Source organism: Actinosynnema sp. (assembly GCF_052038725.1).
This window is the reverse complement of record NZ_JBQGCX010000236.1, coordinates 1-1570: the sequence shown is the minus strand read 5'-3', so window position 1 is coordinate 1570 and position 1570 is coordinate 1. Positions and strand designations below refer to the sequence as shown.

General features: G+C 74.8%; 2 protein-coding genes and 1 pseudogene. 2 read left to right on the top strand and 1 reads right to left on the bottom strand.

Going from position 1 to position 1570, the window contains the following annotated elements:
• The coding region (locus ACTUAL_RS04590) for a ricin-type beta-trefoil lectin domain protein (RefSeq protein WP_440899370.1) at positions 1-284 on the top strand (284 nt) is incomplete at its 5' end.
• Positions 285-435: 151 nt separating this feature from the next.
• Positions 436-900, top strand: a complete 465-nt coding sequence (locus tag ACTUAL_RS04585; protein ID WP_440899369.1) for a hypothetical protein — start codon at positions 436-438, stop codon at positions 898-900.
• Between the two features lie 6 nt (positions 901-906).
• Here ACTUAL_RS04585 and ACTUAL_RS04580 read toward each other — a convergent pair.
• Positions 907-1570: pseudogene (locus ACTUAL_RS04580) on the bottom strand (GNAT family N-acetyltransferase); the annotation flags it as partial.

Genomic DNA, 1570 nt, shown 5'->3' with positions numbered 1-1570 from the left:
CCGCCAACCAGCTCTGGACGACCTGGGCGGGCGGCGAGGTGCGGGTATTCGGCGACAAGTGCCTGGACGCCTACGAGCAGGGCACGGCCAACGGCACGCGCGTGGTGATCTGGCCGTGCAACGGGCAGGACAACCAGCGGTGGGTCGTCGGCTCGGACGGCTCGGTGCGCAACGCGCGCGCCGGGCTGTGCCTGGACGTCGACGCCGCGGGCACGGCGAACGGCACGCGGATGGTGCTGTGGACGTGCAACGGGCAGGGCAACCAGCGGTGGTCCCGGACCTGACCGACCGCCCCGTCGGGGGTGCGCAGGCCGCGCGCCCCCGACGGGGACCAGGGTTCGGCCTATCGAGTGAACCTGCCCGCGCACGCGCGGCGATAGCATCTCCACACCGGACCTCCCCACCTCCGCGCACCACCGAGAACGGGAGAAACCGTTGAACCGCAAGCACGTTCTCCGCACCCTCGCCGGCGCGACCGCCACGGCGGGCGTGCTGGCCACCCTGGCCGTCGTCGCGCCCGCGGTCGCCTCCGCCCGCTGCGGTGGGACGAGCGAGATCCGCAGCACGCTGGTCGTCGACGGCGCCGTGCTGCTCGCCGAGCGGCCGGTTCCCGGCACCTGCAACGGGAACGGGTACTACCAGGGGCAGGTGCAGAGCAAGGTCGACGGCTGGCGGCCCTCGGTGTGGGTGCACGACGGGACGTCGTGGACCGGGCACTTCGGCGACTACGACGGGACCTCGGCGGGCTACTCCTACACCGACCAGGACTCGACCAGCCGGATGCACTTCTGCTTGGACTGGAAGGGGATCGCGGTCTACTGCGGGTGGGGGACCGAGTGGTCCCGGAACGACGCCGGGATCTACTACCACGGCGACTACGGGGTGAACCACGGGTTCTGAGCAAGCTCAGGGCACGTAGTAGGTCATCAGGTCCGCCCGCACCGGCGGGAACAGCGCCGCCGCCAGCTCCGCGCGCGGGCCGGGGTAGGCGTCCGGGTGGCGCTCGGCCAGACCGGTGATGCCGTGCGGCCCGAACAGCAGCGCGGGCACCAGGTCCGGAGCCACGCCCGAACCGCCCACCTCGGCGGGGCCCTGCATGACGCCGCCGCGCACGACCCGGTCGACCACGCCGTCGCGGATGGGCTGGCGGACGTGCGAGGAGAAGAACGACACGACCGCCTCCCCATCGCTGAACCCGGCCGCCGCCAGCCGCCGCGACAGCACGGGGCGCAGGCGCTCCAGCAGCGCCGCCGCGTCGGGCACGCGGGCGTAGTAGCTCTGCGCCCGCGCGTCGGCGGGCGCCAGGAACCCCTCCAGGGCGCGCCCCGCGACCGCGCCCGGCCGTTCCACGACCTGCGTCACGCCGGTCAGCGCGGCCAGCGCGTGCGCGGCCTCGGGGGTGGTCGCGGCGGCCTCGACCAGCCCGCCGTCCGCCACCCGGCCCACCGCGACCGGCTCCCCCGCCAGCTCGACCACCCACTGCGCGCTCGATGCGTGCTCCAGCAGCCACCGCCAGCGCGCGGGCGGGTGCGGCATCCGCAGGTCGGCCCGCGCCAGCTCGGCGGCGTGC